Consider the following 26,038-nt stretch of genomic DNA (forward strand, 5'->3'; position numbering starts at 1 on the left):
CTCAGTGGGCTCTCGTCAGTGGGCTCTCGTACCGCGCGTACCCCTCCCGCCTTGCCGCTGTCGGCCCGGGCAAACCGGGCGAACCGGGACTGGGCGGCACTGGACGGGACCGCTCTCAGGCGACCCGGTAGGCCACGGCGCGCTCCTCGACCAGGCTGAGGCCGTGCCCGGGACGGCCGTCGGCGCCGGGCGTCAGCACACCGCCGCGGGGGTCGAGGGTGCCGTCGAAGAACAGGTTCTCGATCCGGACGTGGTCGTGGAACCACTCCAGGTGCCGGAACGCGGGGGCGGCGGCCGCCGCGTGGGCGTGGACGTGTGGGGCGCAATGGCCGGACAGCTGCAGCCCGAGGCCCTCGGCGACCGCCGCGGCGCGCAGCCAGACGGTGATGCCGCCGCAGCGGGTGGCGTCGGCCTGCAGGCAGTCGACGGCCCCGGCGGCGGCCATCCGGGTGAGATAGGGCAGGTCGTAGCCGTACTCCCCGGCCGCGACGTCGGGCAGCACGGCCTCGCGGACCGCGCGCAGCCCGGGCAGGTCGTCGGAGGAGACCGGCTCCTCGAACCAGCGGACGTCCTGGTCGGCGAAGGCCGCGGCGACCCGGACCGCCTGCTTGCCGGTGTAGCCGCCGTTGGCGTCGACATAGAGCTCGCAGTCCGGGCCGACGGCCTCGCGGGCCCGGCGGATCCGGTCCAGGTCGCGGCGCTCGCAGCCGCCCCAGGACTCGCCGACCTTGATCTTCACCCGGGGTATGCCCTGCCCGTCCGCCCAGCCGCGGAGTTGACGGTCCATCATGGAGTCGTCGTAGCTGGTGAACCCGCCGCTTCCGTAGACCGCGACCTGTTCGCGGGCCGCGCCCAGCAGCCGCACCAGGGGCAGACCGAGCAGTCGGGCCTTGAGGTCCCACAAGGCGATGTCCACCGCCGAGACGGCGCCGGCCACCAGTCCGGGCGCGCCGGCGTTGCGGACCGAACGGTGCATGGCCTCGTTGGCGGCCGGGACGTCCAGCGCGGAGCGGCCCAGCAGCAGCGGGGCCAGTTCGCCGCCGACCACCTCGCGGGTGGCCGGCGCGCCGTAGGTCCAGCCCAGTCCGGCCGTGCCCCCACTCACCGCCTGGACCAGGACCATGGTGGTGCTGGTCCAGGCGATGGTGCCGTCGGCCTCCGGGGCGTCGGTGGGGACGGTGTAGACGGCGACGTCGATCCGGTCGATCGCCGGATCCGGCTTCCCGGTGCGGACCTTGTCCGCGCCGGCGGTGTGCGCGCCGGTGCCGTTCAGGCCGGTCACTGCCCGTCGTCCTTCTGGTCGGCGTCCTTCCCCCTGCCGTTCCCGGGCAGGAACTCCTGCAGCTTCGCCTTGACGCCCTGCTTGACCATCCCGGCGCGGTCGCTGTCGCCGTGCAGGATGGAGGAGGCGGTGGCCAGTGCCTGGTCCCAGTCGGCGTGCGGCGGGATCGGCGGGACGGCCGGGTCGGTGCGGAACTCGACGACGCAGGGCCGGTCGGCGGCCAGGGCCCGCCGCCAGGCGGCCTCGACCTGGTCGGGCTTGTCCACGCTGATGCCCAGCAGCCCGAAGTTCTCGGCGATCCGGGCGTAGGGGACGTCGGGGATCTGCTGCGAGGGCAGGAACTGCGGGGCGCCCTCCATGGCCCGCATCTCCCAGCTGACCTGGTTGAGGTCGCGGTTGTTGAGCACGGCGACGACCAGCCGGGGGTCGTCCCAGTCCTGGTAGTACTTGGCGGCGGTGATCAGCTCGGCCAGCCCGTTCATCTGCATGGCGCCGTCGCCGACGATGGCGATCGCCGGGCGGTCCGGGTGGGCGAACTTGGCGCCGATGGCGTACGGGACGCCGGGGCCCATGGTGGCCAGCGTGCCGGACAGCGAGCCGCGCATGTCGCCGCGCAGCCGCAGGTGCCGGGCGTACCAGTTGGCGGAGGAACCCGAGTCGGCGCTGAGCATCACGTTCTCGGGCAGCAGTTCGTCCAGGGCGTGGACCACGTGCTCCGGGTTGACCGGGTCGGCCTCCAGAGCAGCGCGCCGCTCCATCACCTCCCACCAGCGGGCTGCGTTCTTCTCCACCGTGCTGCGCCAGGCGCGGTCCTCCTTGTGCTCCAGCAGCGGCACCAGCCGGTCCAGCGTCGCCGCCGAGTCGCCGACCAGGTTCACCTCGAAGGGGTAGCGCAGGCCGACCATGAACGGGTCGATGTCGATCTGCACCGCCCTGGCCTGCCCGAACTCCGGCAGGAACTGGGTGTACGGGAAGCTGGAGCCGATCACCAGCAGGGTGTCGCAGTCCCGCATCAGCTCGTAGGAGGGGCGGGTGCCCAGCAGCCCGATGGAGCCGGTGACGAACGGCAGGGTGTCCGGCAGCACGTCCTTGCCGAGCAGCGCCTTGGCCACGCCCGCGCCCAGCAGTTCGGCGACCTGCTCGACCTGCGGCCGGGCCCGCCTGGCGCCCTGGCCCAGCAGGATCGCGACCTTCTCACCGGCGTTCAGCACCTCGGCGGCCCGCTGCAGGTCCTGCTCGTCGGGGACCGGGGTGTAGTGCGGGTGGCCCAGGCTGGAGGGGACCATCTTGAAGGCGTGGGCGGGGGCCTCGTAGTCCAGCTCCTGCACGTCCGCCGGGATGATCACCGCGGTGACGGTGCGCTTGGCGTAGGCGGTACGCATCGCCCGGTCCAGCACATTGGGCAGCTGCTCCGGGACGGTCACCATCTCGCAGTACTCGGAGGCGACGTCCTTGTACAGGCTCAGCAGGTCGACCTCCTGCTGGTAGGAGCCGCCCATCGCGCTGCGGTTGGTCTGACCCACGATCGCCACCACCGGCACATGGTCGAGCTTGGCGTCGTAGAGGCCGTTGAGCAGGTGGATCGCGCCGGGCCCGGAGGTCGCGGCGCAGACGCCGACCCTGCCGGAGAACTTGGCGTACCCCACGGCCTCGAAGGCGGCCATCTCCTCGTGCCGGGCCTGGATGAAGCGCGGCCGGTCCTCGGCCCGGCCCCAGGCGGCCAGCAGGCCGTTGATCCCGTCCCCCGCGTAGGCGAAGACCTGCTCCACGCCCCAGTCCCGCAGTCGGTCCAGTACCTGGTCGGACACTTTCTCTGCCACGGCAGACTCCACTTCGCTCGGACATGTCGACATGGACTCAACTGATCGCCTAGCCGCAGTCGGGAAGACGAAACCCCGGTTCCGGGGAGGAACTGTCAGTGGCTCAGGACGGCGGCTCAGGCCGCGGTGAGCCGGGGCAGCACCCGGTCCCGGTAGAAGTCGAAGAAGCCGTGGTAGTCCTGGCCGATCTGGCCGACGAAGACCTCGTCGAAACCGGCGTCCACGTACTCCCGCACGGCGGAGACATGCTGCTCGGCGTCGTCGCCGCACACCACCGCGTCGGCCACCTGCTCCTCGGTCACCAGCTGCGAGGCCTGTTCGAAGTGCTCAGGCGTCGGCAGCACCTGGGCCAGCTCGCCGGGCAGCAGTTCGGTCGGCCACAGCCGGTGCACGGTCTTCACCGCCGTGTCGCGGTCCGGGTTCCAGCACACCTTCAGCCCGCCGAGCACCGGCTTGCCCGTGCCGCCGCCCTCGCGGAACGCGCCGACCAGGTCGGTGTCGGGCTGCATGGTGACGAAGCCGTCGCCGATCCGCCCGGCCAGTTCGGCGCTGCTCGGGCCGAAGCCGGAGACATGGACGGGCACCGGCCGGCTGGGCGCGGTGTAGAGCCGGGCGTCCTCGACGGTGTAGTGCCGGCCGTGGTGGCTGATGCGCTCGCCGCTGAACAGGGCGCGCATCACCTCGACGGCCTCCTCCAGCATCTCGGCGCGGACGTCGTACTCGGGCCAGCGGTCGCCGAGGATGTGCTCGTTGAGCGCCTCACCGGTTCCGACACCGAGCGCGAACCTTCCCCGGGTGAGCACGCTCGACGTGGCCGCCGCCTGGGCGGTCACCGCGGGGTGCAGCCGCACGGTGGGGCAGGTCACCAGGGTGGTCACCGGCAGGTCCGTGGCCTGCGAGAGGGCCCCGATCATGGACCAGACGAAGGGGCTGCTGCCCTGCTCGTCGTTCCAGGGATGGAAGTGGTCGGAGACCGCCAGGCCGGTGAACCCGGCCTGCTCGGCCAGCCGGGCCTGTTCCAGCAGCTGGTAGGGGGTGAACTCCTCGCAGGAGAGAAAGAATCCGAAGGAAGTCATCGCAGCACCTCTCACTCGGCCCACAGCCTTCACGGATCGGCTAGCCGCGATCCGGCCCGCGGAAACCTCACCGGCCGTGAGGGGCTTCGCCCGGAGTGCCGGGCGGGGCGGCCCAGGAGCCGGAGTCCGGGGCGGCACGGTCCGCGGTCGCTTCCGGGTCGGTCGCCGACGGCGATTCGCCGAGGTCGCGTGCGACGGGGAGCGGCGCGGGCTCGCGCTCACGCCGGCGGGAGCCCCACACGAACGCGCCGATCAGAATGACAACGACGACGATTCCGATGATCAGGGCGATGATCCCGCCGGAACCGCTGGTGGAGGCTGCAAGGACGGCGTCTGCACTCATGGCGGTGTTCATGGTCGGCGTCTACCCCGCGCAGCCGCGCGAACCATGGTCCGTTCGGGTGCATCGGACGGGTCGGATCGGGCACGCGCCGCCCATGGGCATCATTCTGGTGGGCACCGCCGGCTGGGCGGACCGTGAGCTGACCGCGTCGGGCTGGTACCCGCCGGGGACCCGGACCCCGGCGCAGCGGCTGGCCCACTACGCGAGCCGCTTCGGCCTGGTGGAGGCCGACTCGCCGTACTACGCCATCCCCACGCCCGCCGTGGTCCAGCGCTGGGCCGACAGCACCCCCGACGGGTTCGTGATGGACGTCAAGGCGTTCTCGGCGCTCACCGGCCATCCGGGCCGGGTGCATCCGCGCGACCCCGAGCTCGCCTGGCAGCGGTTCCACGAGGCGCTGGCGCCGTTGCGGACGGCCGGCAGGATGGGCCGGGTGCTGCTCCAGTTCCCGCCCTGGTGCACCGCGGGACCGCACTGGGAGCAGCGGGTGGGAGAGGCCCTGGACCGCTGTCGTCCGCTGCCCGCCGCCGTCGAGTTCCGCCACCCGTCCTGGTTCGCGGACCCGCAGCGCCGGGGCAGGACGCTCGAGTACCTGCGGTCGCGGGACGCAGCCCATGTCTGCGTCGACATGCCGAAGGGGCATCCGGGAGCGGTCCCGCCGCTCCTCGCAGCGACCTCGTCGACGGCCGTGGTCCGACTGCACGGGCACAGCGAGGACTGGATCGGCGGGAGCAAGGAGGACCGGTTCCGCTACACCTACTCGGACCGGGAACTCGCGCTCTGGGCCGACCGGCTCTCGGAACTGGCGGCGCAGGCCGACGAGGTCCACGCGGTGCTCAACACCTGCTGCGCGGGCGAGGCGCAGCGCGCCGCGGAGGCCCTGCGACGGCTGCTGCCCGCCCATGGATCGGCGTCGGCAGGGTAGGCGTCGGTGGCATACAGCTCCGACAGTGGAGGATGAGGGCAGTGACGCGGGAGAACCCCTCAGCGGGTGAGGAAGTCGTCGTACACCGCGAGTCGGCCGAGCGGGCCGCGGAACGCGGCACCGTGGTGGGGGTGCGGAGGGACGGGCGGTTGCGGGTGCGATTCGCCGACGGTCACTGCGGCACCTGCGACGCGCGCGACGTGGCATCGCTGCGCGCGGCCTGATCGGCGCCGACGCCCGGTCACAGCTTGACGTCTCACAGCCTGACGCCTCACAGCTTGACTTCCGAGGCCGTCTCCAGGCGGGCGTCCATGTTGCGTTCCATCATCCGCAGGGCGGCGTCGGCCAGGTCGGCGTGGATGTGGGCCACGGCGTCCCGCACCACGGTCACCTCGTAGTGGCGGATGTGCGCGTCCAGGGCCGAGTAGAGCACGCACTGCTCGGTGACCTGTCCGCACATCACCAGACGGTGGATGCCGTTCTGCTGCAGGAGGTAGTCCAGCGGGGTCTGGAAGAAGATCGAGTGGCGGGCCTTGACCACGAACAGCGACTGCTCGTCCGGGCGCACCGGTTCCACCAGGTCGGCGTGGCGGCCGTGGAGGGCGGGCTCCAGGATCTCGTCGTGCTGCGAACGCCAGCGGCCGAAGTTGTCGTTGACGTAGATGACGTCCACGCCGCTGTGCCGGGCCCGCCGGATCAGCGTGCGGACGTTGGGCAGGACCTCGCGGACCGAGGGGACCAGGGCTTCGGCGTCGGCGTGTTCATACGTGTTGATCATGTCGATGACGATGACGGCGGTGTCCTGGTGCACAGGGACACTATCCCTCGGCGGGACCGAGCGCGCTCGCGTCCAGGCGGGCCGCCAGTTCGGCCGGGTCCTGGTAGACCTCGTCGGCTCCCGCCTCCAGCAGTTCGGCCCGGCTGACGCCGCCGGTGAGCACGCCGACGCAGCGGACCCCGCTGCGGTGCGCCGCCTCCACGTCCCACGGCGTGTCGCCGACGAACACCGCGCGGCCGGCCGGCACCCCGGCCTTGGCGAGGGCCTGCTCGACCAGGTCGGGTGCCGGCTTGGCGGTGTCCACGTCGTCGGCGTTCACCGCGTCGGCGATGGCGTCGTCCGCGTCCAGCACCTTGCGCAGGACCTGCAGCTCCTCCTGCTTCGCCGAGGTCGCCAGCACCACGGTCCAGCCCCGCTCGGCGCAGGCCCGCAGCAGCCGGGCCGCACCGGGCAGCGGCTGCAGCGAGGGCCAGTAGGCGGCGTAGAGGGCGCTGTGGGCGTCGGACAGGGCGGTGTCGCGGTCCTTGTCCCGTTCCTCGCCCAGCAGCCGGTCCAACAGCTGCTCGGTGCCCAGGCCCACCGCCCGGTGCACCCGGGCCATCGGGACGACGTGCCCGGCCTGGCGCAGCGCCTCCCACCAGGTGACCGCGTGCAGGTAGGAGGTGTCCACCAGGGTGCCGTCCACGTCGAGGAGGACGGCGCGGTCGCGCCCTCCGGACGCCGCCCCGGTCACTTCTTGCGGCCCTTCGAGGCCGTCGTCGTCCGCTTCGCCGCCGGGGGGTTCTTCGCCGGGGCGTCCGTCAGGGCGCCGCCGGCCGTCTCGTGGTGGGCGCGGACGAACCAGTGGAACTGTTCGAGGCCGTGCAGCTGGCCGATGAGCATGTCCTGGGTGACCGGGTCGGCGGACCCGGTTGCCTCGGCGGCCCTGCGGTGGTCCTGGATGATGCCGTTGTAGACGTGGTCGAGCGCCACCAGGTGCTCCTGGGCGTCGGCGCGGCCCAGCTTGTAGTTGTCCCAGGTCCGCTCGGCGACCAGGGTGCCGGGGGTGCCGTCGGGGGAGCCGCCCAGGGTGGCGATGCGCTCCGCGGTCTCGTCGACCATCGCGCGCACGGCCTCGACCTGCGGGTCGATCATCGTGTGGACCGCGATGAAGTGCGGCCCCACCACGTTCCAGTGCACATGCTTCAGGGTCAGCGCCAGGTCGTTGAGCGCGTGCAGCCGCTGCTGCAGCCGGTCGATGACCTGGCCGGCGTCGGCGGGAGTGATACCGGGGACGGTGTACCGGGGAGTGCTCATCTCGCTTCGCTCTCTGTGCGGTGAAGGTCCTGTCGCGGTCGCCTTCCCGGTTTCACCGGAAGCATCCCGACTCCTCCGTATGGCCGAAGTCCGGGGCGACACTGTGCGGCTGCGCGGCCGACCGGTCGCGGTCCGTTAGCTTCATGCTGCGGCGTTTGGTTCCGGGGCGCGGGGAAGACGCATCCCGCCCGCACCGCCGGGAAGGGGCGCACCGAGGAGGGAACCGATGCCGAGAACGGGGCCGCGTGTGCTCGTCGAACTGCTCTCCTGGTGGGCCCTGCTGTTCGCGCTGTACCTGGTGTTCATCAGTACGGTGTCCGTCCTCGAACTGGCCGTCGGCGCCGGGGGCTCCGGACTGGCGGCGGTCGGCGCGTGGGCGGTGCACCGTGCGGCGCGGCCGGTAGCCGGACCCGCCGCGCAGTGCGGCGCCGCGCTGTGGACCTGGCCCGGGACGCTGGTGGTCGAGACCGTGCGGCTGGCCGGCCTGACCGTGGCCGCTCTGCGCGGACGGGACGCCGCGGGCCGGTTCCGGACCGTCCGGCTGCGTCCGGGAGTGGGGGCCGCCTGGGCCTGCGCGCTGGTGTCGGGAACGCCGGGCGGCTGTGTGGTCGAGGTGGAGGGAACCGACGGCGCGCCGCCGCTGGTGCGGATCCACGCGCTGTTCCCGGGGCGCTCGCGGCTGGAGGACGTGCTCACCGAGGAGGACGGCGCATGAACGCCTGGCTGGTCGCTGCCGCGGTGCTGATCCCCGGGGGCCTGGCCCCCTGCGTCTGGGCGGCCTGCCGGGGGCCGGCCGTGCGGCGGCTGGTCGGCGCCAACCTTGCCTCGGTGCTGACCTGCGTCTTGTTCCTGCTACTGGCCCAGGGCTTCGGCCGTTCCTCCTCGTACACCGACCTCGCGCTGGTGCTGGCCGTGCTCGGCCCGGTCGGCACGCTGGTGTTCACCCGGCTGCTGGCCCCCGAACCCGGGGAGGGCTGAGATGGGTCCGCGGCACGTCGTCGCCCTGGTGCTGCTGGCCCTCGGCGCAGCGGCACTGGTGGTCTCCGCCGTCGCGCTGGTCGTCCTGCCCGCGCCGTTCGCCCGGCTGCACGCGCTCGCTCCGGCGACCTCGCTGGGCGCGCCGCTGATCGCACTGGCCCTCGCGGTGGACACCGGCCCGGGGCGTGCGGCCGTGAAGCTGCTGTTCATCGGTGGCCTGCTGGCCGTGGCCGGACCGGTCACCACGATGGCCGTCGCCCGGGTCGCCGCGGCCACCGGCGGCACCGCGGCCACCGGCGAAGGCGCGAACGAGGAGGCCGACGGATGAATCCCGATGTCACCGAGGTACTGGCGCTGGTGGTGCTGCTGGTGGTCGCGGTCGTGGCCACGGTCGCCGTGCTCACCCGCGACCCGGCCCGCCAGGCCGTGGTGCTGGCCGTGCTCGGGCTGACGCTGGCGCTGCTCTTCACCGTGCTGCAGGCCCCCGACGTGGCCCTGTCCCAGTTGGGGGTCGGCACGGCGATCACGCCGCTGCTCATCATGCTGACGCTGCGTCGGATCAGGCGCGGGGACGCCCCCGACGAGACCGGCACGAAGGAGTCGGCGCCCGAGGGGGAGGACCGTTGAGCCGCAGCGCACGGGTGCGGCTGTTCCTCGGCGCGGCTGCGGCGATCGCCGTGTTCTATGTGCTCGCCTGCACCGGGCTGCCGCACTTCGGCACGGCTGCCCATCCCTACGGTGACCGCGCGGTCGCCGCCACGCTGCGGCAGCACACCGCCAACACCGTCTCCTCGATCAACTTCGACCAGCGGGCCTTCGACACCCTGGGGGAGGAGTCGATCCTGCTCGGCTCGGTCCTCGGTGCCACCGCGCTGCTGCGCCGTACCGACGACGAACAGGAGTTCACACCCGGTCAGGTCCGGGTGCTGCCGTCCACCCGGCTGTTCGGCACCCTGCTGCTCCCGGTCGCGCTGCTGACCGGCGTCTACATCGTCGCCCACGGGCAGCTCAGCCCCGGCGGCGGGTTCCAGGGCGGGGTGGTGCTGGCCAGTGCCCTGCACCTGGCCTATGTGGCCGCCGACTACCGGTCGCTGAAGGAGATCCGGCCCAGGGAACTGCTGGACGGCGTCGACGCCGTGGCCGCCGGCGCGTTCACCACCCTGGGCCTGGCCGGACTGATCACCGGAGCGGCCTACCTGCAGAACGTGCTGCCGCTGGGCACCTTCAACACGCTCTCGTCCGGGGGCCTGGTCCCGGTCATCAACGCGGCCGTGGGCGTCGAGGTGGCCTCGGGGGTCATCGTGCTGCTGGCCCACTTCCTGGACCAGGCCCTGGCGACCAGGGGAGAGCGGACGACGACGGAGAGAGGGTCCTCATGAGCGGGCTGTTCGGACTGGTGCCCCACCTGGTCGCCGGGTGGATCCTGCTGGTCGGCATGTACGGGCTGGTGACCAGCCGCAATCTGGTCCATGCGGTCGGCTGCCTGGCGGTGGCCCAGTCCGCCACCTACGTCCTGCTGCTGTCGGTCGGCTTCCGCCGCGGCGGCACCGCGCCGGTGTTCTCCGACGCCTCGCCGCACTCCGTGGTCGTCGACCCGGTCGTCCAGGCGCTCACCCTCACCGACATCGTGGTGGGCGCCACGGTCACCGCGTTGCTGCTGGCCCTGGTGATGCAGCTCCACAAGCGCCACGCCACCGTCGACCCCGACCGGCTGAACAGCCTGCGCGGATAGCGGAACGGATCCTTGATGACCGCACCCGACCTGCTTCCGCTGGCCGTCGCCGTCCCGCTGCTGGGGGCGGCGCTGTTCGCCGCCGTCGGACGGCTGCTGCCCAGGCGCGCCTGCGACGTCCTGGTCACCGTCTGGGCGTTGGCCGACGTGGTGCTGCTGGCCGCGCTCTGGCGTGCGGCCAACCGGGGTCCGTTCGCCTCCTGGGTCGGCGGCTGGCGGCCCAGGAACGGCGAGAGCGTGGGCATCGTGCTGGTCGGCGACCCGCTCGGGGTCGGGCTGGCGCTGCTGGTGTCGCTGCTGGTGCTGGCCGCGGTGGTGTACGCGTGGCGCTACTTCGCCGAGCCGCCGACCAGGAGTCCGGGCACGTTCCCCGCGCTGGTGCTGCTCTTCGAGGCGGGCATGTGCGGGTTCGCGCTCACCGGCGACCTCTTCAACGCCTTCGTCTTCTTCGAGCTGATGGGCGCGGTCGCCTACGCCCTCACCGGCTACCGGGTGGAGGACCCCCGCCCGCTGCAGGGCGCGTTGACCTTCGGCGTCGTCAACTCCCTGGCCGCGTACTGCTCGCTGATGGGCATCGCGCTGCTCTACGCCCGCACCGGCGAGCTGGGCATGGCGCAGATCGGGCGGCACCTGGCCGCCCACCGCACCGACACGCTCACCGTCACGGCGTTCGTGCTGGTCCTGACCGGGCTGCTGACCAAGGCCGCGATGGTCCCCTTCCACCTCTGGCTGCCCGACGCGCACGCGGTCGCACCGACGCCCGTGTGCATGCTGCTGTCGGGGGTCATGGTCGAGCTCGGCGTCTACGGAGCGGCGCGGGTCTACTGGACGGTCTTCGCCGGCCCCGGCGGGATCCCGGCCGGGGCCGTACGCGGCGTCCTGGTCGCCGCCGGGGTGCTCACCGCGCTGCTGGGCGCGCTGATGTGCTGGCAGCAGCGGCACATCAAACGGATGCTCGCCTTCTCCACCATCAGCCATGTCGGACTGTTCCTGGTCGGGACCGCCCTCCTGGACGCCCACGGCGCCGCCGCGACCGCCCTCTACGTGCTCGGGCACGCGGGCGCCAAGGCGGCGCTGTTCGGCCTCACCGGCGTGCTGCTGGACCAGTACGGCTCGGTGGACGAGCACGGGCTGTACGGCAGGGCCCGGGAGCTGCGGTGGAGCGCCGGTGTGATGTTCGCCCTCGGCGGCCTGGCCGTGGCCGGGCTGCCGCCGTTCGGCGCGGGGCTGGGCAAGGCCCTGTCCGAGCACGCGGCGGGAGACTTCCTCGGCTGGCTGCCCGCGGTCTTCGTGGTCACCTCGGCGGTCACCGGCGGTGCGGTGCTGCGCACGGCGGCCCGGGTCTTCGCCGGCGCCGGGGCCGTCCCGCACGACAGCCACCAGGCCGAGACCCGGGGCGACGACGAGGAGCCCGAGGTACGCGACCCGGGGCGACCCGTCCCGCGGCCGATGCTGGCGGTTCCCGCCGCGCTGCTCGCCGCGTGCCTGGCGAGCGGCGTACTGCCGGGCCTGACCGCGGGGCTGGCCCGGGCCGGGACGCTGTTCACCAGCAGGGCGGACTACTTCGCCGCGGCCGGCCAGGGCCCGCCGACGGCGTTCCCGCCGCTGAGCGCCCCGTCCCTGGCCGGGTGGACCGGCGAGGGCGCGCTGCTGGGCCTGGTCTCCACCCTGGTCGCGCTCGCCCTGGCGGCGACGGCGCTGTGGGGGCCGCTGCTCGGCGGCCGGGGCGCCCGCAGGCTGCGCGACCTGGCCGCGACCGGATCGCACCGGCTGGTGCTGCCGCTGCGCCGACTGCACTCCGGACGGCTCGGCGACAACGTCGCCTGGCTGGCCACCGGCGTCGGAGTGCTGCTGGTCGTGTTCACCGCACTCAGGTGACCCGGCTTCCGCCGACGGCGTTAGCGGGCGACCAGGGCGGGAAGACGCATCCGACGGCAGCGTGTGCGAGAGCGCGGAGGTGGACCTCATGAGCGGCGGCCCGATGTCGGTGGCGCAGCGCCTGATCGCGGAGCACCTGGTCGACGGCCGGACGGTGCCGGGGGAGGAGATCGCCCTGCGGGTGGACCAGACCCTCACCCAGGACGCCACCGGCACCCTGGTCATGCAGGAGCTGGAGGCCCTGGGCCTGGACCGGGTCAGGACCGAGGTCAGCGTCCAGTACGTGGACCACAACATCCTGCAGGCCGACGAGCGCAACGCCGAGGACCACGCCTTCCTGCGTTCCGCCGCCCGCCGGTTCGGACTCTGGTACTCCAAGCCGGGCAACGGGGTCTCGCACCCCACCCATATGCAGCACTTCGGCAGGCCGGGACGGACCCTGGTCGGCTCCGACTCGCACACCTGCGCCGCCGGGGCGCTGGGCATGCTGGCCATCGGCACCGGCGGCCTGGACGTGGCGCTGGCCATGGCCGGGGAACCACTGCATCTGACGATGCCCCAGCTGTGGGGCGTCCGGCTGACCGGCACCCTGCCGCCCTGGGTGAGCGCCAAGGACGTAATCCTGGAACTGCTGCGCCGGCACGGGGTCAAGGGCGGCGTGAACCGCATCCTGGAGTACCACGGCCCCGGCCTCGGCGGGCTGAGCGCCATGGATCGGCATGTGATCGCCAATATGGGCGCCGAACTCGGCGCCACCGCCAGCGTGTTCCCCGCCGACGAGGCGGTGCGGGACTTCCTCCGGGCCCAGGGCCGGGAGCAGGACTTCCACCGCATCGTCGCGGACGACGGCGCCGGCTACGACGTGGCCGAGGAGATCGACCTCTCCGCGCTGGAGCCGCTGATCGCCCGACCGCACTCGCCGGGCGACGTCGTACCGGTGCGCGAGGCAGCGGGGACTCCGATCGGGCAGGCGGTCATCGGCTCCTCGGCCAACCCGGGCCTGCGCGACTTCGCCGTCGCCGCGGCGATGGCGGCTGGGCGGCAGAGCGCGCCCGGGGTGAGCCTGGACATCAACCCCAGCTCCCGGGAGATCCTGCAGGACCTCACCCGGCTGGGCGGCACCTTCCAGCTGATCGCGGCCGGAGCCCGGATCCACCAGGCCGGCTGCCTGGGCTGCATCGGCATGGGCCAGGCCCCGGCGAGCGGCCAGCACTCGCTGCGGACCTTCCCGCGCAACTTCCCCGGGCGCTCCGGCACCGCCGACGACTCGGTCTGGCTGTGCTCGCCGGAGACCGCGACCGCCTCGGCGCTGACCGGCGCGATCACCGACCCGCGGGACTGGGCCGCGGGGGAGCGGATGGAGCCGCCCCGGCTGGACCTCCCCGCGCGGGCCAGCGTCAACGACGCCATGCTCGAAGCGCCGTTGCCGCCGGAGCAGGCCGCCGAGGTGGAGCTGGTCCGCGGCGCCAACATCTCGGCCCTGCCCGACCTCGACCCGCTGCCCGACACCGTGAGCGGACCCGTCCTGCTCACCATGGGTGACAATGTGTCCACCGACGAGATCTCCCCTGCCGGGGCGCGGGCGCTGCCGTACCGGTCCAACCTGCCGAAGCTGGCCGACTTCACCCTGACGCGCATCGACCCCGAGTACCCCGACCGGGCGCGGAAAGCGGGGACGCATCTCCTGGTCGCCGGAGAGAACTACGGCCAGGGCTCCTCGCGGGAGCACGCGGCCATCACCCCGCGGCTGCTGGGGCTGCGGGTGGTCCTGGCCAAGTCCTTCGCCAGGATCCACTGGCAGAACCTGGCCAACTTCGGGGTGCTGGCCCTGGAGTTCGCCGATCCGGAGGACCACGGGCGGATCAGCCGGGGTGACGAGCTGTGTCTGGAACACCTGCACGAGCAGCTCGGCGCGGACCGCGACAGCCGGGAACTCGTCGTCCACAACACCACGACCGGGGACGACTACCCGGTCAGGCACCGCCTCTCACCGCGGCAGCGCGCCAACGTCCTGGCCGGCGGGGTCATCCCGGCCCTGGCGGGACAGCCCTCGCGGGGGCAGGGGACCTCGGCTCAGGGGACCTCGCGCAGGTAGATGGCGCCGCAGGTGTGGCAGAACTTCTCCTCGGTGTGCCCCCAGGCCAGGTCGGACATCTTCTCCGCGGCCGGGTCCGTGTCGTACCCGCACAGAGCCGTGATGCCGTTGTCCTTGATCATGTGCCACTGGCCGATCCGCCGGCCGGCCGGTCCCGTCACGTACTCGGCACGCATCTCGTAGATCCGCATGACAGCGCCTCCTCTGCCTCGGCCGGCGGGTCAGCGAGCGCTGACGTGACGCCCCGGCCGGGAAGATTCGCCTACCCCTCGGTTCTGCCCGAAACGCCCCTTCCCCACCCCTGTAGGGCTGGTCAGCGGCGTCCGACGTGGCTGGTGGGGCGGACCCGCATGCCGGACCAGGTGTCGTCCAAAGAGATCAGGGTGACGCCGGTCAGCCCGTGCCCGGCGAGCCGGGCCTGCAGGATGTCGCGGTTGAGATCGGTGCCCGCCTCGGCCCCGCCCTTGCGGTAGGCCACCCAGAGCAGCCCGTCCAGGGGGAGGGCGGCCACCGCCGTCCCGATCCCGGCGTCGACGGCCGCGGTGTCGGAGGCGAAGAGAACGGCCAGATCCGGGCCGTCCGCGTCATCGGCCAGCACGGCGCCGACGGGCAGCGGTCCCGGCGACCACCCCTGCGGCGCCCCGATCAGCAGGAGCGCCGAGCCTTCCCTGACGCCCAGCTTCTCAGCGGTGGTCTTTGCCATGCGGCTGATCGTAACCCGGTCGCACCGCCGTCGCCGGGGTCGACGGCACGGAGTCGTTTGCGTTTCGGCGGACCGGTCATACGGGGGTTGAACGGCACCCGTGCCACCGGACCCGACCCTAGGGGGCGACCCGAATGCTCGACGACGAACGCCACGGACACACCCGCGGCCGTGGAACGGGGGGCTGAGCCGGTGGGCCGGGCCAGGTTCCGGCGCACGGTTCCGCCGACCGGCGCACGCCAGGGCTGGTGGTGGGACGCCGCCTGCGCCGACCTCGACCCCGAACTCTTCTTCCCGCTCACCGGGACCGGGCCCGCCGCCGTTCAGGAGGCCAGGGCCAAGGCGGTGTGCGCACGCTGCCCGGTGGCGGCGGACTGCCTGGACTGGGCGCTGCGCACCGGCCAGGAGTCGGGCATCTGGGGCGGCCGGGACGAAGTCGAGCGGCGGCAGATCCAGCGGCGGGCACAGATCCAGCGGCGGACGGAGCGGCGCGACAGCCGCGGCGGCCTCGACGGGAGGGACGGGAGGGACGGCAGGGACGGCAGGGACGGCAGGCAGGCTGGTGACCGGGACCGGCACCGGGGCGCGACGGCGGGTCGTTCCAGCGGGCCGGCGGGTACGCGTCCGAGTTGATCGAGGGTTTGTACCCGCAGGTCGCGGGTAGCCGATCGAACGCTGAGTGAGCGAGAGGACATCGCCATGACCGAAGCCCAGGCAACCGTGAAGTACGCCATCGGAACCGAGGTCCACTGCGCGAACGGCACCTGCGGGCGGTTGGACCGAGTGGTGGTCGACCCGGTGGCCCGGACCCTCACCCACCTGGTGGTGGACCCCGGCAGCGGCACCCGGCGACTCGTGCCGCTCGACCTGGTGGAGAGCCCGGTCCAGGGCCGGGGCCACGACGCCGGCGTCATCGTGCTGCGGTGCGACACCGCCGCCTTCGAGGCGCTGGAACCGGCCGAGGAGACCGAGTTCCTGTCCGGCTACGACGACGACCGGTTCGGCTACGGAACCGAGCAGCTGATCGCCTGGCCGTACTTCGGCCTGGGCGTCAGCGGCACCGGCGGCATCGCGGGTGCCCCCGGGATCCTGCCGACCGGAGTCGGCGAGCCGAGAGAGCAGACCTACGAGCGGGTGCCCAGCGGCGAGGTGCAGATCCGCAGGGGCGAGCGGGTCGAGGCGAACGACGGCGAGATCGGCCGGGTCCAGGGTCTGGTGATCGACCCGGCGGACCACGGGGTCACCCATGTGCTGCTGCAGGAGGGGCACTTCTGGGGTAAGAAGACCGTGGCCATCCCGATCCGTGCGGTCACCCGGGTGGGCGGCGGCTCGGTACGGGTGCAGCTGTCCAAGGCGCAGGTGGGAGACCTCCCACCGGTCGACCTCGACCATCCGTGACCCGGAACGACCTGACCGGACCTGAAGAGCGGACCTGAAGACCGGACCTGGAGGAGGACCATGACCGCCGCACCGACCCCCGGCACCCCCGGCACCGTGATCGGCCCCGACTCGGACCTGGCGGACGTCTTCGAACTCGCGCAGCAGTTGCGGGTGGACTCGGTCCGGGCCAGCACCGCCGCGGGATCCGGGCATCCGACGTCCAGCATGTCGGCCGCCGACCTGGCGGCCGTGCTGATGGCCCGTCATCTCCGGTACGACTGGCAGGATCCGGGCAATCCGGCCAATGACCACCTGGTCCTCTCCAAGGGGCACGCCTCGCCGCTGCTCTACTCGATGTTCGCCGCGGCCGGCGCCGTCGACGAGAAGGAACTGCTCACCGGCTACCGCCGCGCGGGCTCCCGGCTGCAGGGCCACCCGACGCCGGCGCTGCCCTGGGTGGACGTCGCCACCGGGTCGCTGGGCCAGGGCATCGCCTACGGGGTCGGCCTGGCGCTGGCCGGGCGCGACCTGGAGCACCAGGACTACCGGGTCTGGGTGCTCTGCGGCGACAGCGAGATGGCGGAGGGCTCGGTCTGGGAGGCCCTGGACAAGGCGGGAAAGCACCGGCTCGGCAACTTCGTGGTCCTGGTCGACGTCAACCGGCTCGGGCAGAGCGGGCCCACCGAGTTCGGCTGGGACACCGACGCCTATGTGCGCCGCGCCGAGGCCTTCGGCTGCCGCGCCCTGGCCGTCGACGGCCACAACCTCGACGCCGTGGACCAGGTGCTGCGTACCGCGGCCGACGGGCAGCAGCCCACGGTGGTGGTGGCCAGGACCGTCAAGGGCAAGGGCGTCGGCGAGGTGGAGGACGCCGAGGGCTGGCACGGCAAGCCGCTGCCCCAGGACCTGGCCGACCGGGCGGTCCAGGAGCTGGGCGGGGTGCGGCATCTGACGGTCCGTGGGCCGCAGCCGCGGCTGGCCGCCGCCGGACCGAGGACGGAGGCCGCCGGGCCGGTGCAGCCGCCCCGGTTCGAGGTGGGTGAGTCCGTGGCCACCCGCTCCGCCTTCGGCAAGGCGCTGGCGGCGCTGGGCGCGCGCCCGGAGGTCGTGGTGCTGGACGCCGAGGTGGGCAACTCCACCCACACCGAGGACTTCGGCAAGGAGTTCCCGGACCGGTTCTTCCAGATGTACATCGCCGAGCAGCAGATGGTGGCCACCGCCGTCGGCATGGCGGTGCGCGGCTTCCGCCCCTATGCCACCACCTTCGCCGCCTTCCTCACCCGGGCCCACGACTTCATCCGGATGGCGGCCGTCTCCCAGGTCTCGATGGCCCTGTGCGGAACGCACTGCGGAGTGGAGATCGGCGCGGACGGCCCCTCCCAGATGGGCCTGGAGGACCTGGCGATGATGCGCTCGGTGCACGGCTCCACCGTGCTCTACCCGAGCGACGCCGCCTCCGCCGCCGCACTCACCCTGGCCATGGCGGACCTGGACGGCATCTCCTACCTGCGCACCACCCGCGGTGGCTACCCGGTGCTCTACGACGCCGACGAGCAGTTCCCGGTCGGCGGGTCGAAGACGCTGCGCACCAGCGCCGAGGGCGACCGGGTCACCCTGGTCGGGGCGGGGGTCACCCTCCACGAATGCCTCAGGGCGGCCGACGAGTTGGCCGCGCAGGGCGTCCCCGCACGGGTGATCGACCTCTACTCGGTCAAGCCGCTGGACGCGGTGACACTGCTGCGGGCGGCCCGGGAGACCGGCGGGCTGGTCGTCGTCGAGGACCACCACCCGGAGGGCGGCATCGGCGAGGCCGTGCTGTCCGGACTCGCCGCCCTCGGCGAGGTTCCCCCCTTCGCCCACCTCGCGGTACGCAACCTCCCCGGCTCCGGTGCCCCGGCCGAACTGCTGGCTGCGGCGGGCATCTCCAGCGACAGCATCGTGCACGCCGCCCGGGGGATCCTCGACGCGGCCCGAACGGCGGGGTAGCCGCAGGGTCATGCCTCAAGGGTCATGCCGCAGAGGTCATGCCTCAGGGGTGCGCAGCGCCAGCAGGGCGACGTCGTCGGAGTTGTCGTGCGGTCGCGCCCGCTCCAGGAGCAGGTCGCAGAAGGCGTCCAGGGGTCGGTGGGCCAGGGCGGCGGCGTGGCGGCGCAGCAGGGCCATCCCCGGGTCGGTTCCGTGCGCCGGGGACTCGATCAGCCCGTCGGTGTAGAGCAGCAGGGTGGCGCCGGGGGGCAGCGGCTCGGTGGTGTCGCCGCGGGTGAAGGCCGTGCCGGTGCCGAGCAGCAGGACCTTGCCGGAGTCCAGGTAGCGGGCCCGGCCGTCGTGGGTGACCAGCAGCGGCGGCGGGTGCCCCGCGTTGGTCCAGCGCAGCCGCCAGGTGCCGTCGTCGCCGCGTTGGACCCTGGCCAGGATGAGCGTGGCCATGGTGGCGTCGGAGATGTGGGTCATCGCCCGGTCCAGCCGGTCCACGATGGCCCCGGGCGGCTCCTGGTGCGACCAGGCCAGCGCGCGGAGCATGTTGCGGACCTGGGCCATGCCGGCCGCCGCGTCCAGGTCGTGCCCGGCCACGTCGCCGATGACCAGGGCGGTGCTGCGGTCCGGCAGCGTGAAAGCGTCGTACCAGTCGCCGCCCACCTGCGAGGCGTGCGGGGCGGCGAGGTAGCGGACGGCCATCTGCAGGCCGGGGATCCTGGGCAGTTGCGGCAGCAGGTGCCGCTGCATGGTCTCGGCGACCCGGCGCTGCTGCTGGTAGAGCCGTGAGTTCGACAGGGCCAGCCCGGCCCGGCGGGTGATGTCCTCAAGCAGCGACAGGTCGCGGACGTCGAACCGGGCGTCGGCGGCGGTGCGGCCCAGCGTCAGCGCGCCCAGGACCTCGCGGGGGCCGCGGATGGGGGCTATCGCGGCGGAGCGCATCCCGGTGGCGGCGAACAGCTCGCGCTGGACCACGGCGATGCCCGAGTCCGGCGCACCCTCGTAGACCTCGGGACCGGTCACCGAGGCCGCGGTGCCGCGCAGGGCGCGCGACAGCGGCATCTGCGACCGCGGGGACACCGGAGGCATCGGCCCCTCCAGGTCGTCCCGGTGCACCAGCCGGCCCTCCTGGTGCTGCACGACGGCGGTGCGCCAGATCTCGCCCTGTTCGTCGGCGAGGTCGACCACCACCCAGTCGGCCAGCCGCGGCACCACCAGTTCGACGAGCCGGGCGACGCACTCCTGTTCGTTCAGCGTCGAGGTGAGGGTGGAGGTGGTCTCCGCGAGCAGGGCCAGCCGCTCCAACTCGGCAAGTGACGGCGACGGACGTCCGACCTGCTCCGCCGCGGCCTCGTGGAAGATCACCGTCATCCCTGCGGTACCGGGCTCCCAGACGCACGGGGCCGCGGTCCAGGCGACCGGCAGCAGCGTGCCGTCGCCGCGTTCGAACCAGACGGTGCCGCCCTGGACCGGACGGTCGGAGAGCAGCGCGTGCATGATCGGGCACCGGGCGCGGGGCAGGGCGCCGCCGTCCTCGGCGCGGTGCAGCAGTTCGTGCTGGTCCTGGCCGAGGACGTCGATCTCGTCGCGCCGCACCAGCTCCAGCGCGCGGGCGTTCGCGGCGAGGATGTGGCCGCCGTCGTCCACCGCGAGCACGCCGAGGTCGGCGTGGTCGGGCCATTCGCCCAGCCGCTCCAGGGCCGGGCCGGACGGAGAGCCGATGGTCATCCGAGCCCTCTCGTCCGACGGGTGTCGACCTGCTACGTCTGCAGGATACGCATCAGCCGGGCGGGTGGCGTCCGAAACGGGTCACGGTCTGCGGCCGAGGACCCGCCCGCGCGGTCAGTGCTGCCGGTGGCCGCGCCGGACCAGTCGGCGCCGGAGCCGGATACCCACCGCGCTCGCCCGCGCCGTCAGGTAGCGCACCAGGTGCGGCGTGGAACAGTTCACCTCGCTGTACACCAGTGAGCGTGCACGCGTCGGAGAAGTCGACATCCACAGACTCCATTTCACCCGGGCAGAGGGTCGACCCATCGGGCCGAAGTCCCGGCTACCCGCGATCGCCCCGACTATGCCGAAACCCGCCCAGGAGGGTTCCGGATCCCGGACCGGGCCCTCTGCCGTCGGGTCGGCCGTCGGGCCGGCCGTCAGCACGGCGCCCGTCGGGACGGCGCCCGTCGGGACGGCTGCCGGCCAGCGCGGCGGGCACGGTGGCGTGGACGGCGCCGGGGTCGAGGCCCATCGCCCCCAGCAGTCGGCGCTGCGCCGGGGTGGGCGCTACCACCAGGACCTCGATGCCCAGGTCGGCGCCCAGTCGACGGGCCCGGGAGATCAGGGCCAGCCCCGGGGTGTCGATGAACTGCACCGGTGACAGGTCGAGCACCACCCGGCCGGGTCGCGGGTCGCGGTTCAGCACCTGCTCCCGTAAGGGCGCGGTGAGCTGGCCGATATGGACGCTGTCGAACTCGGGCGGCAGCCCGACGAGCAGACCGCCCTCGATCGGGTCGATACGCAGCGCGACCATGGTCGATCTCCTCGGACGACGGCGACCCGGACGGCACCGACGCCCCTGCCGCCTGCGCCTTGTCCCAAGCATCGACCAACGAACGCCGTTCCGGTCCGGCGAACCGGTGACGATCCCTCGAACGGGTGAAGCGCGGTGCGGCTCGGACGACTTTTGCGCGCCCCCTCCCGGGGGCAGGCGAACAATTGGCGACACCCCGAGGAAGAAGAGGAGAGGATTCGCCATGCAGTCCACGACACATACGCCCACGACCCAGACCAGCGCCGCCCCGCAGGTGAGGACCGCGCCGCGGACACAGCAGCGCCCGGCCCCCACGCGCCTGTCCGAGCCCGAGTTCGGCGCGGAGACGGGCGGCGACCGGGTGCCTCCGATCGCCGACAACATCATCCTGGGCGAGGACTGACGCAGCGACGTACCGGCGGGCCGTGGACGTGACCCGGTCCGGCCGGGATCGGGCGGGTTCGACCGGGGATTCCGGGTAGGGGCCGGACTTGGTGGAGGAGAGACGCCGAGGCCGGAGGTGTTCCGAGGGTGGGTTGGTTGCGCTGGTTGCGGGCCCGGTCAGCGATACGGATACGGCCGGGGAGGGTGGCCGGAGTGCTCCTGGCCCTGGTGGCGCTGCTGGTGGTCTGTGCCGGGTCGATCTGGCTGGCCGTGCGGATCACGCCGGTGCAGACGGTCACCGTCGCCGGGCAGAGCATGCAGGTGGGGGCGGTGCAGCCGGGGCTGAGCCTGTCCGGCCCCGGTGAGCTGGACCTGTTCGGGCAGGCGATGCCGACCGAGCCGCACTTCCAGGGGCCGATCCGGCCGCGGCTGAGACTCAGCCGGATCACCATCGACTCGCAGGTCGACCAGATCGTACGGTCCGAAGGGCACGACACCCTCGAACTGACGGTCAGTCGGCGGCTGGCCGGTGGCTGGACCCGCTACTGCGCCTGGGAGACGGTGATAGCGGCGGGTTGCACCGCCGTGATCGTGGTGGCCGTCGCCGGGGTGCGCCGCTCCAGCAGGCGCACCCTGCTGAAGATGCTCGCCGTCGGCGTGGTGACGGTCGTCGCCCTCGACGCGGTCGGGATCTATCTGCTGGCCTCCGGCACGCCGCGGGCGCTGCAGCAGGTGAGCAGCATCGACGACCTGGTGGGGATCGCGCCGTTCGAGCCGGTGCCCGCCGCGAAGGGGCCCGACCTGTCCGGGGTGCGGGTGGTGGTGCTGGGAGACTCCACCGCGGCCGGGCTGGGTAACCGGCCGGTGGCCCATGCCGACGCCCTGGACAAGGCCTGCGGGCGCAGCGCCGACGCCTACGCCGCCGACCTGGCGACGGCGAACGGCTGGAACGTGCTCAACCTGGCCTGCCAGGGTGCGACCATGGGCAACGGCATCCTGGGCGTGCAGATCCGCGGTGAGCAGGTCGCGCCACCGCAGTTGGCCACGGCGAAGCGGGCCGCCGAGGCGAAGGCGTTCATCGTCAGCATCGGCGCCAACGACATGAACTGGTCCGTGCTGACCGGGCTCTGCGCCGCGGCCCCGGTCTGCGACGACAAGGCCAGCACTGCCTACTTCCAGGAGCTGCTGGGGACCTTCACTCAGAACTATTTCGACCTGCTGCAGCAGTTGGCGGCGCTGCCGGAGCACCCGGCCGTGCTGATCAACGACTACTTCGAGCCCTTCGGCGCCAACACCGACTGCCTGAAGCAGGACGGGCTGACCACGGCCAAGACCGCGGTGCTCCGCTCTCGGCTGGCGACGCTGAACTCGGTGCTGAACCAGGGGGCGCAGACCTTCCACTTCGTCTCGGTGCAGCCCCGGTTCGACGGCCATGAGCTCTGCACCGAGCAGCCCTTCGTGCAGAACACCGCGGACCAGGCCCCGCTGCACCCGACGGCGGCGGGCGAACTGGCCATCGCCCTGGCCGACCAGCGGGTCCTGGACTCCCTCCCCACCCCGACCCCCACGCCGTCGCCCTCGGGTTCGGCCCCCGCCTCCGCACCGCCCTCTGGCTCCGCGCCGGCCCGGGCTTCGACGAGCCCGGCGCCGGCCCGCTGATCGTCACCGATTGGACCAGCGGCTCCACGTCTTCGGGGTGTTCGACTATCTTGCTCCCGTGGACCAGTTGATCAATGGAGATCCGACGACCATCGCATTCACCGCCACGCTCTGGTGGGCGGTCGGCAGCCTTCTGCTCGCGGCTCTGGTCGCCGGTCTGACGATCGCGTCCGGAACCCCCGGGGGCACCGCCCGGGAGGCACCCGCGGCACTCCGGTGACCTGCCAGGTCAGCGCGGCCTCTAGGGTATGCGGGGCAGTACTGACCACCGGGGAGTTGAAGCAGAGATATGTGTGCCGCCTGCGGGATAGCCACGCACGTGCCCGAGGCGGTGACGGAGGGGGAGACCGCCGTCGCGCCGCGGCGGTTCGCCGCGCTGCACAACCGGGACTGCCGTCCCTATCTGTTCGGCGCGGCGCTGTCGATGATGGGGGACAACATCGAGCACGTCATCACCTACTGGGTGCTCTGGCAGAAGTTCCACTCACCGGCGCTGACCGGGTTCGAGGTGATCAGCCACTGGCTGCCGTTCCTGTTCTTCTCCGTCTGGTTCGGCGGGCTCGCCGACCGGTACGACTGCCGGCGGGTGATCCAGGCGGCGCAGGGGCTGTTCATGCTGGTGTCCGCGGCCTGGGGAGTGCTGATCCTCACCGGGAGCCTGCAGATCTGGGAGGCCTGCCTGCTGCTGGTGCTGCACGGCGTGGCCGGTTCGCTGTGGGGGCCCGGCGAGCAGCTGATGCTGCACGACTTCGTCGGCCCGTCCGAACTGCCCAGCGCGGTGCGCCTGAACGCGACCTTCCGCAGCCTGGGTGTGCTGTTCGGCCCGGTGGTCGGCTCGGCGCTGCTGCTGGGCCTGGGCCCGACCGCCGGGATCTTCGTCAACGTCGCCTTCTACCTGCCGCTGACGTTCTTCCTCTTCCGGACCCGCTTCACCGGCCACACCCGCGACGGCGCGGTGGTCCGGCCCCGGGTGGGGGCGCTGGCATCGATCCGGGTCATCCGCGAGGTGGGCGCCGACCGCACCCTGGTCAGCATGATCGTGCTGGGCGGGCTGGCGTCGTTCTTCGTCGGCGCCTCGCTGCAGTCGGCGATGCCGGTCTTCGCCCACGACCTGGGGGCGTCCGGTGCCGGTACCGCGTACGGGGTGCTGCTGTTCGCCAACGGGGCCGGCGGCGTGCTCGGCGGCATCGTGCTGGAGGCCACCGGGTGGATCCGGCCGAGTGTGGCGGCCGCCGTGGTGAGCACCGCGGTCTTCGGCGCCACCAGCCTGTTCTTCGCCATCTCGACCAGCTATCCGTTGGCACTGCTGATGCTGGTGGTCGGCGGAGTCGCCAATCTGGCGGCGATGTCGATCGGGCAGACCGTTGTGCAGCTGCTGGCCCCGGCGGCGGACCGGGGCCGGGTCGTGGGCGTCTTCGGCATGTCGGTGAACGGGCTCCGGGCCGGCAGCGGCTTCACGGTGGGCCTGCTGGGGGCGGCGATCGGGGTGCACTGGTCGCTCGGCCTCAGCTCGGCCGCCCTGTGCCTGGGCACCGCGGTGGCCGGCTGGTACGCGCTGCGCGCCCCGCGGGAGGCCCGAAGGAGTCATGACGACGGTGCTGCGACATGATGGGTTGACAGCGACACTTTGTATCGCAAAACTGCGGCAAGTGAGTAGTCCTCGACACCCGGAGGCCAACATGCACCGTCCGCCCTCTCACGCCGCCGCAATCGCGCGACACGTCCGCGCCGCCTTCGGCAGGCCGCGCACGGGCGCGAAGCCGGTGGGGGAGTACCGCTGCCGCGCCCGGGTCCGCACCGAGCGGAGCGAGCGCTACGCCAAGCAGTTGTGCAGCCATGCCGCCCGGATGACGTCCGAGGCCCACTGGACCCCGCCCAGCGGCGTGATCGAGTTCCCGGACGGCGGGGGCGCCTGCCGCATCACCGCGGAACCCGACTGCCTGCTGCTCGCGCTCGAAGCGGCGAGCCCGGACGGTCTCGCGCGCCTGCGGCGGATCGTCGCGGCCGATGTCGAGCGCTTCGGCGTCCGCGAGGGCCTCACGGTGACCTGGCAGGACGGCGACTGACGGCCGGTCGGGTTATTTGGTCTAGTCCTCTTGACGGGAGCGGCCCGAGGTTGTTTGGTACATACCAGACTCAGGCCTGAGTGGCGCACCACCCCCACATCCCCCACGCCCGACGGGCATCCCCGAAAGGGGCAACTGTCATGCACGTGGCAAGACTCGCCGCCTCGACCTGCGCACTCGCGCTGGTCACCGCCGGAGCCGTCGGCACGCTGGCCCCCACCAGTGCCGCCGCCGTGACCAGCGTCTACTCCGTGGCCCCCTATGTCGACATGTCGAACGGTCAGGAGGGCATGCTCGACACCGCCGTCACCGGGCACAGGCTGAAGGCCTACACGGCCGCCTTCGTGCTCGGCGAGGGCTGCTCCCAGATCTGGGGCGACACCCTCCCGATCGGCGCGGACTCCTACACCGATCCCGAGATCGCCAAGGCCAAGTCCGAGGGCGCCTCGGTGATCATCTCCTCCGGCGGCGCCAGCGGCCTGGCACTCGCCTGGACCTGTTCCACCCAGAGCAGCATCGACGCCGGCTACCAGGCCCTGATCAACGACTACGGCGTCACCCAGCTGGACTTCGACATCGAGGGCGCCGCGATCGCGGACACCGCAGCGGCCGCACGCCAGATGCAGGCGATGAAGGACCTCAAGGCGTCCAACCCCAACCTGCAGTTCTCGATGACCCTGCCGGTCGTGGCCAGCGGTCTGACCAACGACGGCGTCAACATCCTGAAGGCCGCCAAGAACGCGGGCATCCGGATCGACGTGGTCAACATCATGACCATGGACTACTACGCGGGCACCGGCACCGAGATGGGCCAGGGCTCGGTCGCCGCCGCCCAGGCGACGATGGCTCAGATGCAGTCCGTCGACTCCGGCTACACCTACGCCAACCTCGGCATCACGCCGATGATCGGCAAGAACGACGACGGTTCCACCTTCACCCTCGCCGACGCGCAGACCGTCGAGTCCTTCGCGGCCTCGCACGGCGTCGGCCGACTGGCGTTCTGGTCCGTCGACCGGGACCAGGCCTGCAGCGGCTCCGCCAACTCGCTGTCCACCTGCAGTGAGATCAGCCAGAACCCGCTGGCCTTCACCGACGCCTTCGTTCCCTATGAGGGCAGTTCGGGCGGCGGTGGGGGCGGGGGCGGG

At 72.6% G+C, this 26,038-nt stretch carries 31 protein-coding genes; 19 read left to right on the forward strand and 12 right to left on the reverse strand.

The features are described 5' to 3' along the window. Positions 1-115 precede the first annotated feature (115 nt). The 4 genes from TR46_RS18360 to TR46_RS18375 all read right to left on the reverse strand — a co-directional run bounded on the left by TR46_RS18360 (position 116) and on the right by TR46_RS18375 (position 4,521). Positions 116-1,207 carry an enolase C-terminal domain-like protein gene (locus TR46_RS18360; protein WP_042402419.1) on the reverse strand — a complete coding sequence of 364 codons (1,092 nt, stop codon included), beginning with the start codon at positions 1,205-1,207 and terminating at the stop codon, positions 116-118. A 71-nt stretch (positions 1,208-1,278) separates the two neighbouring features. Further along, positions 1,279-3,102 (reverse strand): thiamine pyrophosphate-requiring protein, encoded by a 1,824-nt coding sequence (locus TR46_RS18365; RefSeq protein ID WP_174505128.1) that lies wholly within the window; start codon positions 3,100-3,102, stop codon positions 1,279-1,281. 116 nt (positions 3,103-3,218) lie between these two features. Continuing rightward, entirely contained in the window at positions 3,219-4,178 is a 960-nt protein-coding gene (locus TR46_RS18370) for an LLM class F420-dependent oxidoreductase (protein WP_042402199.1), read from the reverse strand. 67 nt (positions 4,179-4,245) lie between these two features. Then, positions 4,246-4,521 (reverse strand): DUF6479 family protein, encoded by a 276-nt coding sequence (locus TR46_RS18375; RefSeq protein WP_042402201.1) that lies wholly within the window; start codon positions 4,519-4,521, stop codon positions 4,246-4,248. 94 nt (positions 4,522-4,615) lie between these two features. On the opposite strand from TR46_RS18375, the gene TR46_RS18380 reads away from it, so the two are divergent. After that, the gene (locus TR46_RS18380) at positions 4,616-5,446 is read left to right on the forward strand and encodes a DUF72 domain-containing protein (RefSeq protein ID WP_042402422.1); all 831 of its coding nucleotides are present in this window, start codon (positions 4,616-4,618) and stop codon (positions 5,444-5,446) included. 41 nt (positions 5,447-5,487) lie between these two features. Beyond that, positions 5,488-5,670: a tudor domain-containing protein gene (locus TR46_RS18385; protein WP_042402205.1), complete on the forward strand. Its 183-nt coding sequence runs from the start codon at positions 5,488-5,490 to the stop codon at positions 5,668-5,670. A gap of 47 nt (positions 5,671-5,717) precedes the next feature. On the opposite strand, the gene TR46_RS18390 is transcribed toward TR46_RS18385, so the two are convergent. The 3 genes from TR46_RS18390 to TR46_RS18400 are packed head-to-tail and all read right to left on the reverse strand — an operon-like array spanning position 5,718 to position 7,520. Further along, positions 5,718-6,257 carry a cysteine hydrolase family protein gene (locus tag TR46_RS18390; protein WP_084718689.1) on the reverse strand — a complete coding sequence of 180 codons (540 nt, stop codon included), beginning with the start codon at positions 6,255-6,257 and terminating at the stop codon, positions 5,718-5,720. A 7-nt stretch (positions 6,258-6,264) separates the two neighbouring features. Continuing rightward, on the reverse strand, positions 6,265-6,957 hold the full coding sequence (locus tag TR46_RS18395; protein WP_042402208.1) for an HAD family hydrolase: 693 nt from the start codon (positions 6,955-6,957) through the stop codon (positions 6,265-6,267). Further along, positions 6,954-7,520: a Dps family protein gene (locus tag TR46_RS18400; RefSeq protein ID WP_042402210.1), complete on the reverse strand. Its 567-nt coding sequence runs from the start codon at positions 7,518-7,520 to the stop codon at positions 6,954-6,956. The genes TR46_RS18395 and TR46_RS18400 overlap by 4 nt, the downstream gene beginning before the upstream one ends. 226 nt (positions 7,521-7,746) lie before the next feature. Here TR46_RS18400 and TR46_RS43130 point away from each other — a divergent pair, with 226 nt between their 5' ends. From TR46_RS43130 to TR46_RS18440, 8 genes are all read left to right on the forward strand, one after another. Beyond that, positions 7,747-8,235 carry a hypothetical protein gene (locus tag TR46_RS43130; protein WP_152626559.1) on the forward strand — a complete coding sequence of 163 codons (489 nt, stop codon included), beginning with the start codon at positions 7,747-7,749 and terminating at the stop codon, positions 8,233-8,235. Beyond that, the gene (locus TR46_RS18410; RefSeq protein ID WP_052432908.1) at positions 8,232-8,498 is read left to right on the forward strand and encodes an MrpF/PhaF family protein; all 267 of its coding nucleotides are present in this window, start codon (positions 8,232-8,234) and stop codon (positions 8,496-8,498) included. The genes TR46_RS43130 and TR46_RS18410 overlap by 4 nt, the downstream gene beginning before the upstream one ends. A gap of 1 nt (position 8,499) precedes the next feature. Beyond that, on the forward strand, positions 8,500-8,826 hold the full coding sequence (locus TR46_RS18415; protein ID WP_042402219.1) for a monovalent cation/H(+) antiporter subunit G: 327 nt from the start codon (positions 8,500-8,502) through the stop codon (positions 8,824-8,826). After that, positions 8,823-9,125 carry a Na(+)/H(+) antiporter subunit B gene (locus TR46_RS18420; protein WP_042402221.1) on the forward strand — a complete coding sequence of 101 codons (303 nt, stop codon included), beginning with the start codon at positions 8,823-8,825 and terminating at the stop codon, positions 9,123-9,125. Before TR46_RS18415 ends, TR46_RS18420 begins: the two co-directional genes overlap by 4 nt. Further along, positions 9,122-9,877: an MnhB domain-containing protein gene (locus tag TR46_RS18425; protein WP_042402224.1), complete on the forward strand. Its 756-nt coding sequence runs from the start codon at positions 9,122-9,124 to the stop codon at positions 9,875-9,877. Before TR46_RS18420 ends, TR46_RS18425 begins: the two co-directional genes overlap by 4 nt. Next, complete coding sequence (locus TR46_RS18430; protein WP_042402227.1) at positions 9,874-10,230, forward strand: sodium:proton antiporter; 357 nt, start codon at positions 9,874-9,876, stop codon at positions 10,228-10,230. Before TR46_RS18425 ends, TR46_RS18430 begins: the two co-directional genes overlap by 4 nt. A gap of 15 nt (positions 10,231-10,245) precedes the next feature. Then, positions 10,246-12,108 carry a complex I subunit 5 family protein gene (locus TR46_RS18435; RefSeq protein ID WP_042402230.1) on the forward strand — a complete coding sequence of 621 codons (1,863 nt, stop codon included), beginning with the start codon at positions 10,246-10,248 and terminating at the stop codon, positions 12,106-12,108. Positions 12,109-12,196: 88 nt separating this feature from the next. After that, positions 12,197-14,203 (forward strand): aconitate hydratase, encoded by a 2,007-nt coding sequence (locus tag TR46_RS18440; RefSeq protein ID WP_042402233.1) that lies wholly within the window; start codon positions 12,197-12,199, stop codon positions 14,201-14,203. Here TR46_RS18440 and TR46_RS18445 read toward each other — a convergent pair. Both TR46_RS18445 and TR46_RS18450 read right to left on the reverse strand, forming a co-directional pair. Then, entirely contained in the window at positions 14,182-14,394 is a 213-nt protein-coding gene (locus TR46_RS18445) for a hypothetical protein (protein WP_042402235.1), read from the reverse strand. The two genes, TR46_RS18440 and TR46_RS18445, sit on opposite strands and share 22 nt — an antisense overlap. Positions 14,395-14,516: 122 nt before the next feature. Then, positions 14,517-14,906, reverse strand: coding sequence for a hypothetical protein (locus TR46_RS18450; protein WP_042402238.1), 390 nt, complete (start codon positions 14,904-14,906; stop codon positions 14,517-14,519). 171 nt (positions 14,907-15,077) lie between these two features. Here TR46_RS18450 and TR46_RS45555 point away from each other — a divergent pair, with 171 nt between their 5' ends. From TR46_RS45555 to TR46_RS18465, 3 genes are all read left to right on the forward strand, one after another. Continuing rightward, on the forward strand, positions 15,078-15,539 hold the full coding sequence (locus TR46_RS45555; protein WP_063770615.1) for a WhiB family transcriptional regulator: 462 nt from the start codon (positions 15,078-15,080) through the stop codon (positions 15,537-15,539). 66 nt (positions 15,540-15,605) lie between these two features. Beyond that, complete coding sequence (locus tag TR46_RS38080) at positions 15,606-16,304, forward strand: PRC-barrel domain-containing protein (RefSeq protein WP_052432909.1); 699 nt, start codon at positions 15,606-15,608, stop codon at positions 16,302-16,304. Positions 16,305-16,364: 60 nt separating this feature from the next. Continuing rightward, on the forward strand, positions 16,365-18,272 hold the full coding sequence (locus TR46_RS18465) for a transketolase (protein ID WP_042402241.1): 1,908 nt from the start codon (positions 16,365-16,367) through the stop codon (positions 18,270-18,272). Between the two features lie 36 nt (positions 18,273-18,308). On the opposite strand, the gene TR46_RS18470 is transcribed toward TR46_RS18465, so the two are convergent. From TR46_RS18470 to TR46_RS42395, 3 genes are all read right to left on the reverse strand, one after another. Beyond that, the gene (locus TR46_RS18470) at positions 18,309-19,988 is read right to left on the reverse strand and encodes a SpoIIE family protein phosphatase (RefSeq protein WP_052432910.1); all 1,680 of its coding nucleotides are present in this window, start codon (positions 19,986-19,988) and stop codon (positions 18,309-18,311) included. 114 nt (positions 19,989-20,102) lie between these two features. After that, the gene (locus tag TR46_RS42390) at positions 20,103-20,255 is read right to left on the reverse strand and encodes a hypothetical protein (protein WP_161790150.1); all 153 of its coding nucleotides are present in this window, start codon (positions 20,253-20,255) and stop codon (positions 20,103-20,105) included. Between the two features lie 55 nt (positions 20,256-20,310). Continuing rightward, positions 20,311-20,784 carry an STAS domain-containing protein gene (locus tag TR46_RS42395; protein ID WP_042402244.1) on the reverse strand — a complete coding sequence of 158 codons (474 nt, stop codon included), beginning with the start codon at positions 20,782-20,784 and terminating at the stop codon, positions 20,311-20,313. A 223-nt stretch (positions 20,785-21,007) separates the two neighbouring features. Here TR46_RS42395 and TR46_RS42400 point away from each other — a divergent pair, with 223 nt between their 5' ends. The 6 genes from TR46_RS42400 to TR46_RS43430 form a co-directional block, all read left to right on the forward strand. Continuing rightward, positions 21,008-21,187 carry a hypothetical protein gene (locus tag TR46_RS42400; protein ID WP_042402247.1) on the forward strand — a complete coding sequence of 60 codons (180 nt, stop codon included), beginning with the start codon at positions 21,008-21,010 and terminating at the stop codon, positions 21,185-21,187. Positions 21,188-21,372: 185 nt separating this feature from the next. Beyond that, entirely contained in the window at positions 21,373-22,827 is a 1,455-nt protein-coding gene (locus TR46_RS18485) for a GDSL-type esterase/lipase family protein (RefSeq protein ID WP_236655376.1), read from the forward strand. Between the two features lie 10 nt (positions 22,828-22,837). Continuing rightward, positions 22,838-23,047, forward strand: coding sequence for a hypothetical protein (locus TR46_RS18490; RefSeq protein ID WP_042402250.1), 210 nt, complete (start codon positions 22,838-22,840; stop codon positions 23,045-23,047). A gap of 99 nt (positions 23,048-23,146) precedes the next feature. Further along, a complete protein-coding gene (locus tag TR46_RS18495; protein WP_236655377.1) occupies positions 23,147-24,436 on the forward strand; it encodes an MFS transporter in 1,290 nt (429 codons plus the stop codon). Between the two features lie 40 nt (positions 24,437-24,476). Beyond that, a complete protein-coding gene (locus TR46_RS39570) occupies positions 24,477-24,893 on the forward strand; it encodes a DUF2218 domain-containing protein (protein ID WP_161790151.1) in 417 nt (138 codons plus the stop codon). A 140-nt stretch (positions 24,894-25,033) separates the two neighbouring features. Next, positions 25,034-26,038, forward strand: a 1,005-nt coding sequence (locus tag TR46_RS43430; RefSeq protein ID WP_236655378.1) for a glycoside hydrolase family 18 protein, incomplete at its 3' end; no start/stop codon positions are given.

It is taken from the genome of Streptacidiphilus carbonis, assembly GCF_000787775.1.
GTDB lineage: Bacteria > Actinomycetota > Actinomycetes > Streptomycetales > Streptomycetaceae > Streptacidiphilus > Streptacidiphilus carbonis.